This window comes from Mesobacillus boroniphilus JCM 21738 (assembly GCF_000517385.1).
Taxonomy (GTDB): domain Bacteria; phylum Bacillota; class Bacilli; order Bacillales; family Cytobacillaceae; genus Mesobacillus; species Mesobacillus boroniphilus.
Map to the genome: position 1 here is coordinate 1 of NZ_BAUW01000127.1, position 8,291 is coordinate 8,291.

3 protein-coding genes and 1 pseudogene are annotated in these 8,291 nt (G+C 37.2%); 3 read left to right on the forward strand and 1 reads right to left on the reverse strand.

The features are described 5' to 3' along the window. Positions 1 to 304 precede the first annotated feature (304 nt). Both JCM21738_RS20045 and JCM21738_RS26340 read left to right on the forward strand, forming a co-directional pair. Positions 305 to 5,194, forward strand: coding sequence for a DNRLRE domain-containing protein (locus JCM21738_RS20045; protein WP_052019819.1), 4,890 nt, complete (start codon positions 305 to 307; stop codon positions 5,192 to 5,194). A gap of 41 nt (positions 5,195 to 5,235) precedes the next feature. Next, positions 5,236 to 5,889, forward strand: coding sequence for an RHS repeat-associated core domain-containing protein (locus JCM21738_RS26340; protein WP_052019820.1), 654 nt, complete (start codon positions 5,236 to 5,238; stop codon positions 5,887 to 5,889). A 610-nt stretch (positions 5,890 to 6,499) separates the two neighbouring features. On the opposite strand, the pseudogene JCM21738_RS20050 reads toward JCM21738_RS26340, so the two are convergent. Continuing rightward, positions 6,500 to 6,856: pseudogene (locus tag JCM21738_RS20050) on the reverse strand (helix-turn-helix domain-containing protein); the annotation flags it as partial. A gap of 550 nt (positions 6,857 to 7,406) precedes the next feature. On the opposite strand from JCM21738_RS20050, the gene JCM21738_RS20055 reads away from it, so the two are divergent. Further along, entirely contained in the window at positions 7,407 to 8,228 is an 822-nt protein-coding gene (locus JCM21738_RS20055) for a hypothetical protein (RefSeq protein WP_023626832.1), read from the forward strand. Positions 8,229 to 8,291: the final 63 nt, after the last annotated feature.

The following is an 8,291-nucleotide window of genomic DNA, read 5'->3' on the forward strand; positions in this document are numbered from 1 at the left end:
CCAAGTTAAATAAAATAGGTTGTATGGTTCGCTCCTACGTCTGAAGATGCCTGATAAAAAGATGTTCTAGGATATATTCCAACCCTCGTTGACTTGAAATAAAGTCCGAGGGTTTTTCCATTTGGGCAGGTGTAAAACAGTTTAGGGGCAAGAGGTAAGAATAAAATTTTTAAAACTCTTAGGATTAGGGTTTAGAATGCTTTTTTACCAAAAATTAATATATTTCCAATATTTATCATTCCGAGTATAATTATCTGGACTATCCGGAATAGTACATGAATTCAGAGAGGAAGAAAAATAGTATATGGCTTCATCGTTTAGGTCTTTTTATCGTTATTTTGCGGTAATCGTATCATTTTGTCTTATTATTAGTTTAGTAGGACCAAGTTTCACAGAAGCAGCACCAGGGGAAGCAAAAAGAACTCCTAAAAAGGAAACCTTAACAGCCGAAATCGGTGAACTGCCAAATAAGCTTCCAAAAGAAAAATTGGAGTTAACGAATAAACGGACTCCCTTTTCAACAAGGTATTTAAATCCTGATGGTAGTTTTACTGAAGAGATCTTTATGGAGCAACAGTTCTATCAAGATCCTTCAGATAAAAAGTGGAAAAAGATTGATAATAAACTTAAAAACAGTACAAAAAAGGCGGGAAAATTTGAAAATAACGCCAATCATCAAAAGGTGTGGTTTACGCAAGAAGCTGGAAATGGAGAACTTGTCTCTGTTGAAAAAGACGAAAAAAGCATTAGCTTCGTTCCAGTGAAAGCAAAAAAGGTAAAAGGTACTGCTAAAAATAATGAAGTGACTTATAAAGGTATTTTCGACAATGTCGATGTTCATTACCGTGTACATGGTAGCGCGGTGAAAGAGGATATTATTCTTCATCAGTATCAAAATGAAAATACGTTTAGTTTTGAGCTGAAGATGAAGGGTGTAACACCTCATAAAGAGAAAAATGGGACAATAATTTTCAAAGATTCAAAGGGAAAAACAGTATGGTTCTTTGAAAATCCTTATATGACGGATGCAAAAGGAAAATACTCAGAAAAAGTCTCTCTTGATATACGTGAAGAAAATGGGAAAACGTTTGTTGATGTTGTTGCCGATCAGTCGTTCTTAAAAGATCCGGAAACACAATACCCTGTTACAATTGACCCAACGATCGACAGCTGGAATGTTTTGCGGGATAATTTTGTCGCAAGTAGCTTCCCTGATTCTATTTATTCTAGTAATACCTATATGAATACTGGTTACAACAGCTATTTTGGAACCACCCGTGCTCTCGTAAGATTTTATCTTCCGGCACTTCCGAGTAACAGTACAATTACAAATGCTAATTTCAATGCTTACCAGACGGTGAACGATGGATCGGAAGTTTCTGTTGATTTGCACAGGGTCGATAGTGATTGGCCTTCATCTGTTACATGGAATACACAGCCAGCGGTAAGAAGTACAAAAGAATCCACGGTGACAAGCAATACTTATAACGCGTATTGGAGCTGGGACATTACAACACTTGCTAGAGATTGGTATAACGGCTACCAAGCAAATTTTGGTTTCATGCTGAAGCAGCAGAATGAAACTACATCGCCATACCGTTCTTTTAACAGCGTAAATAGTGGATCGAATACTCCTCGCCTTACTATTAACTATCGTGTCGAACCAATTGGTTTAGAATCATTCTGGACGACTACGGAAGATGGTGTAAACCCAGCAAACGGAAATCTTGTTTACCAGCAAACGGATTTGGAAATCCCGGGACGTGGGGAACCGGTAAGTCTAACAAGGACTTTCAATAACCGTAAATCTCAGACGAAAGGAATTTTTGGTTACGGCTGGTTTACGAATTGGGAAATGTATCTTTCCGAAAAAATCAGCGGGCCAATTACGTTTGTTGATGAAGACAGTACCAGCCATATTTTTGGAGAAAAGATAGGCGGTGGGTATGAAGCCGCAGGTGGCGTCTACCTTGACTTAGTTAAAAACGCCGACGGAACCTATACGATTACCGAAACAGACGGCACTAAAACTAACTTTAATACCAATCGAAATATCAGTTCAATTATTGATACAAATGGCAATACTACAACATTTGTGTACGATGCTTCCGGAAAATTAACGAAAGTCCAAGATGCATCCGGACGCGGAACAACAATCGCTTATGGCACAAATGGATATGTATCAAGCGTGACCGACCCAGCAGGTCGGGCAACGAGCTATGAATACGATACTTCTGGTAATCTCACAAAAGTTACGGATCCGGAAGGAAAAATTACAACCTTCACGTATGATACGGATCATAATGTTACCGGAATCACGGATGCTCGAAGCATCAAAACAACGGTTGGCTACGACACATCGGACCGTGTGACCAGCATCAGCCATCCGATTACGATCAATGGTGTTGTAGAAACAAGTAAAACTACGTATGCCTATGACACTACGAATCTAGTGACGTCAGTGACAGATGGGGAAGGAAAACGCGTTGACTATACCACAAATGCGAACGGAAATGTAGTTCAAATAACGGAAAATCCGCTTGATACAGCAAACAAAGCTGTGACAACGTTCACCTACGACAATAATAACAATCTAACAAAAGTCGTAGAGCCGAACACAAACAAAGCTAATGGTACAGCAGCGTATGTTTACACATATGATGCCAATGGAAATATAACCGGCGTCCAGCTGCCTGAAAGCCAAAATTCAACTTATGAGTATGACAGTCAGAACAATCTAATAAAAGAGCAGGATTTCAACCAGAATGTCAGCACGAATGACTATGACAAGAACAATAATCAGACTGAATCAACAGATCCAAATATACAGACTTCTGCTAGCCGTTATGATTCGAAAGGGAATCTGCTTTACGATACCCATCCGATGTCTGCGGCAGACAATATGCTGGCGAATTCAAGCTTTGAATTGGATCAGAATAGCGACAACTGGCCGGATAGCTGGGAACAGTTAAAAGACTCCGGCAGCACAGCAAATTTTGCTTGGTCGAGTACGAATAAGTTTGGTGGAAAAGCAGTCAGCATCTCCAATCCAACAAGTTGGGCAGTTATCCGTTCTGATAAGTTCGACTATACATCAGGAGAGAAATATATAGCGAGTGCTTATGTCAAAACCAGCAGTACAGTTGGTTCGGCCCTATTAAAAATTGAATTTTTCGATGATCAAAATAACTGGCTAGGACAGGAATTTTCATCTGGCTTAAAAGGGACGCATGATTGGACTCGTCTGCAATCTGTCATTGACACGGTACCAGCAAATACGAAGAAAATTACAGTAGCAGTTGGGTTAAATCCAGGTTCCGGGACCGCTTATTTTGATGGGGTTCAATTGGAAAAAGGAACAACGCTTGCTTCTTATAACTTAGTAGAAAACTCAAGCTTTGAAAAAGATGCGAATCAGGATGGAAAACCTGACAATTGGGATACAAGTACAAACCTCTCAACGAATGATAAAATCGTTCAAAACGTAAACTCTGGTGATGACAACGTTTATATTGGCAAATCTTCTTTCCAGATGACCGGAGAAGCCGGAAAGGATAAATATATCAAACAGCGAGTCAACTTTTCAGGAGATCAGAACACAAAAATGACTTTATCAGGTTGGTCCAAACAGTCTGACGCCAATCCAAATGGCGGTTATTATGCCTTGCAATTGGCCATCAATTATACAGATGGAACAACTGACTGGGATTATGCAAATGATTTCGATAAAACAGCAACAGGTTGGCAACATGTCGCTGCAGAGATAAAACCTAAGAAGGCTTTTAATTCCATTGATGTTTACTATTACTATTATAATCAGACAGGTACTGCCTGGTTCGATGCAATGCGTTTGGAAATTGGAGCTTCGATTACTTCCAATACTTACGAGTCGGGTGGCAATTATGTTACAACTGTTAAAGATCAGGTTGGGAATACTGTTTCGTTTGGTTATGACGCTGTAGGTAACCGTACAAGTGTGAAAGATGCTAAAGGGCAAACGACCTCTTTTGTGTATGATGGCCGCAATCTGTTGACAAAAGTGACAGATGCAAAAATTGGTGTTACTTCATATGGCTACGATGGTAACGGGAACCGGACAACTGTGACCGATGCCAAAGGGAATCTGACTAAGTACGACTACAATGAATTTAACCTTGTGTCTAAATTTACGAACCCGTTAAACCAGGTAACTAAGTTGGAGTATGACCGTAACGGTAACCAAACCAAGGTGGTGCTTCCAAAAGGCGATTCTATTTCCAGCACCTTTGATGCCCTAAATCGGTTAAATGGCATTTATGTAAATGGTGTCAAAAAATGGACATACGGGTACGATGCAAACGGGAACATGACATCGGTCACCGATGCATCCGGAAGCAGCCAAACTTTCACCTATGACAATAACAACAGGATGAAGCAAGAAGCCAAGGGATCTGTTAAAATTGATTATAGTTATGATCCAAACGACAACCTGACTTCCGTTAAACTAACAGCAGGAACAACTAATTCTTCTACAGAATTTACTTATAATAAACTCAATCAGCTTATTGCATTGTCAAATAGTGGTTCAAATCGGGCGAAGTTTGTTTATGACGAGCGCGGGAATGTGACCTCCGTTAAGCGAGCTAACAACACCTATACTGCTCAAAACTTTAACGATACAAATCTATTAGGCGAACTGAAAAACTATAAAAAAGACGGGACTGTATTAGACTCGTATAAATATAGTTATGATCCGAACAATAATCAGACAATTATTGCAACCGATAAAGGAACGATTTCATACGAATACGATGCACTGAACCAGTTAACAAAAGAAACCTTAACAGATGGAAAAATAATTTCGTATGAATACGATGCGGTCGGTAACCGTACGAAGAAAACCGAGACAAAAGGGACTACTGTTACCGAAACTAATTATACGTATAATGCTGGTAACGAGTTAACAGCTTTTAATGGGCAGGCATATACGCACGATCAGAACGGAAACCTGACAAATGACGGTAATAATATGTACGTATACAATGAGGAAAATCAACTGATTGAAGTAAAAGATAAGACAGGAAACTCAATCGCAGAATTTGTCTATGATCACGAAGGTAAACGTACGAGTATGACAACTTCTACTGGAACTACAAATTTCCATTATAATGGGATGATAAGGTCATTGCTGAGACAGATGCGAATAACAACGTAACTGTTGAATACACATGGGATGCCGATGGAAATCCTGTAACTATGTCAAAGAGTGGAAAAACATATTATTACCATTTAAATGGGCATGGGGATGTTACTTCGTTAACGGATGAAAATGGAAGTCTAGTAGCCGAATACCAGTACGATGCTTGGGGGAATATCATATCCCAAACAGGTACAATGGCTACATCGAACCCTTACCGTTATGCTGGTTATCGATTTGATGAGATGACAAAACTATATTATTTAATGGCTCGCTATTATGATTCCAATTTAGGAAGGTTTATTGCAAGAGATACGTTTCATGGTCTTGAAAATGATCTATTAAGTATAAATCAGTATATCTATACACAAAATAACCCTGTTATGTATATAGATCCTAGCGGACATTTAAGAGTAATCTCTGTAAGGTGGCTTGGTGCCGGCATAAATGCTACTGCGAGTTTAGCGCTAACTGGTAGTATTGGACTTGCTGCAATTCAAGCATATATTAAGAAAAAAGGAAAAGAAGCAGCAAAGAGAATATTCTATAAGACTGTCAAGGATAAGCTTTTAGCTTTGGGTGCAACATCCCTGGCTGTGGGTTTAGAATGGATAATAAGTACTGCATTAAACTATTTAGATATAGGTGGTTATATAGCCAGAAAACTTGATAGTAAAGACCGTGTCCGTAATAACGAATGGATTGATATCTAATGAAAAAAAAAGGTCTTTCTTTTCATATTATTACTGTTTACTTGGCAAACAGTCTATAATTATTTAGATACTAATTATTTGGAAACTTTGTTAGGGATATCGAAAAAAAGTATTTCCTACTACCTTATTGTGGTACCTATAGGATGGGGTATAACAGTATTAATAGTTTATATCATCTTTATAAGTTTTTTCCGATCAGGTGGGAAGAATAGAAAATAATTCCTATAAAGCAAATAAAAGGACTGACTCACGAATTTTATGAGTCAGTCTTTTTTATTTTCCCTTTTCTTCCAATTAAAATATAATAAAACCTTATGAGTGGTTCCATTAAACTAATTGTATGTTCATTTTTGATTATACCCTTAATGAACAAACAAATTATACCCTAACATTAATCTCAGCGAGAAAAAGAAATAAAAAAGAAAAGGTTAACTTAAAGTAGAATACTGTTGAGATCCTCTTCTTACACAAACTATATCTAAATTTTTAAAGACCAGAATGCACTGGATAATTACTGCCATGGTCAGAAACGCTTCCGGTCCATTGCAGGCTCTTTAATCAATTATCTAAATCATAACTTGATCCCCATCTATAATATAGGTGGGGATTATTTTACGCTTACGAATATATCAATTGGTTTTTTTAGTTGCTTCCTCAGCCCTTTCTTACGCTTTTCCTCATTTTCTTCTAAGTGGTGTATGATTTTCTTTTCAATCTCTTCTGTAAGAACACGCTTCCGGCGAATCCCAACTTTATACTTTGGGGCTTCCACCAGCTGCTGGATTAACTCTCCGGTGTGTACAATGTCTTCGCACTGTTCCACCTCTAACTTTTTCAGTTCATATTCGTTTATATATTTCCTTACCGTTTTTCTGTCGATCCCTGTCTCTCGTGCAATCTCCCTTTGTGATTTCCCCTCCCTTAAATACATCAATAAAACATCCTGTTTCTTTATCAACGTAATCAACTCTCCTAGCTCCCCACATTATGAAATAATATCTGTAGGGTTTTATTATATACTGGGGGAATTTTCAATGACTACGCTGGTCCACTTTTAAATTACTAGATACATTCGACTTTAGGACTCATAAAAGCTGAGGCCGCCAGTCAAACTTTAGACAATGACCACGGAGCTATTAATAGCTCATACAACTCTTATTCAGGGAGCTGGGTTCATAAAAGTGCTTCAGCTAGCTATCTTGGTGACCACCGTTTATCGGGTAGTACTTCTGGAAAATATATTTGGAAATTCAGTGTTTATGGGGAAAGGTATTATTCTGTATATTTAAATAGTACTTCCTTTAAAAATCCTAATGCTAATTATGGAGTTCAAAATTCTGCTGGAGAGGGCTATTCCATTGATTCAATCGATCAGTATAGTGCACCAGGAGGTTGGAATTTAAACCCGGTTAGAGTACCTGCTGACCCATTACCGTGGCTATTTGTTAAATCTAATATGAATGGTGATACAGGTGCTGATGGGGCGTATGTTGTTAACTAATAAAGGAGGTTAATTAATGAAAAAAAGTAAATTGTTAATTGGATTATTTACTGCTTCTGTTTTAGTTACAAGCATTGGAGTAACAACATATAAAGATGAAATCGTGAAGGCAAATCAGCTTGTAGAACAGTCAATGAGCAAAGAAGAAATTCATACTCTTATGCTCAATTCAATAGATAATTATAAGACTGTTAAAGGTACTTTTGAGTATAAAAGTAAGGCCGGGAACTTTGATTATGAGATTAATTATAAAGTGAAAACTCAGGGGAATCCCGCTTCGAAGATTAAAATTACCTCAAAAGACAATAATAATGATGTCCACGAATCTTTGTTTGTGGAAGGAAAATTAACCGAGGTAACTCACAAAAATAAAAGCTTTGAAGAGACAGGTGTTATAACTGGGAGATTTGATAAAGAGAAATATAAAACCCCAAGAGATCGCTATGGTAAACAAAATGGAGAAGCTCTTTTTATTAGAAGGCAAGATCCATCTTTTATGAATATGGCGGCTGCTTCACTTTTTCCTCAAAATGTAGGACTTGGTTATTTAGAAAATTATAATAATTGGGAGATTACTGGTAATGGTAATTTTTTAAATCTTGATGTTGTAATCATAGAAGGGAAATTAAATGAATATTATCAGGAAAAACATCAAGCTGAAAATTTTAAACTATGGGTCCATAGGGATAGTGGAATTCTACTTAAACTTGAAGAATATAGCCAAGATGGAACAGTTGTTGATTTCATTAATACAAAAAAAATTAAACTTAACGAAAGTTTAAGCGATGTAGACTTAAATATAAACATTCCCAAGGAATATAAGAAAAATAAATTTTAATATTTTTTAAAGCACGATATACAAATAAAAATAATAATTTATTTTTAAAAATTTGAGGGCATT

Coding starts and splice junctions, on each gene's coding strand:
- JCM21738_RS20045 (WP_052019819.1), top strand. CDS start 305: ATGGCTTCATCGTTTAGGTCTTTTTATCGTTATTTTGCGGTAATCGTA.
- JCM21738_RS26340 (WP_052019820.1), top strand. CDS start 5,236: ATGTCAAAGAGTGGAAAAACATATTATTACCATTTAAATGGGCATGGG.
- JCM21738_RS20055 (WP_023626832.1), top strand. CDS start 7,407: ATGAAAAAAAGTAAATTGTTAATTGGATTATTTACTGCTTCTGTTTTA.